The organism is Dryocola clanedunensis (assembly GCF_038405435.1).
In the GTDB taxonomy this organism is placed as follows: Bacteria; Pseudomonadota; Gammaproteobacteria; order Enterobacterales; family Enterobacteriaceae; genus Dryocola; species Dryocola clanedunensis_A.
Window position 1 is genome coordinate 1 of sequence record NZ_JBBYHZ010000077.1, and the last position, 744, is coordinate 744.

The 744-nt window shown below is 60.6% G+C and carries 1 protein-coding gene; it reads left to right on the forward strand.

What is annotated here, in order from left to right; genetic code table 11:
• Positions 1-744: efflux RND transporter permease subunit (locus tag AAE045_RS23470; protein WP_455549719.1), on the forward strand; the 744-nt coding region annotated here is incomplete at both ends.

Below are 744 nucleotides of genomic sequence, written 5' to 3' on the forward strand. Positions count from 1 at the left end.
GCAGGATGTGCTGGAAGCCGTGGCACGCAGCAACGCCAACGTAGGTGCCGGCTACATCGAGAAAAGCGGTGAGCAGTACCTGGTCCGCGTGCCGGGCCAGGTGGCCGACATGGCGGGCTTGCGCAAGATCGTTGTGGCCAACCGTGATGGCATGCCATTGCGCGTTGGCGATCTGGCGGACGTTGTAGAAGGCACCGAACTTCGCACAGGCGCGGCAACCAAAGATGGCAAGGAAGTAGTCCTTGGCACGGCCTTCATGCTCATCGGTGAAAACAGCCGAGACGTGGCTCAGCGAACTGCCGCCAAGCTCAAGGACATCGATGCCACCTTGCCTGACGGCGTGCGGGCGCATCCCGTCTACGACAGAACCGAACTGGTGGACCGGACCATCGAGACGGTGAAGAAGAACCTTCTCGAAGGCGCCCTGCTCGTCATCGCGGTCCTCTTCCTGCTTCTGGGCAATCTTCGTGCGGCGCTGATCACTGCGGCGGTCATTCCATTGACGATGCTACTGACGATCACAGGCATGGTCCAGAATCGTGTCTCCGCGAATCTGATGAGCCTGGGCGCACTGGATTTTGGCCTGATCGTCGATGGGGCGGTCATCATCGTGGAGAACTGCCTGCGCCGCTTTGGCGAGCGGCAACACCTTCTGGGGCGTCTGTTGACCCGCGAAGAGCGCTTCTCCTTGGCGGCAAGTGCCAGTGCAGAAGTGATCAAGCCAAGCCTGTTCGGCCTTTTCAT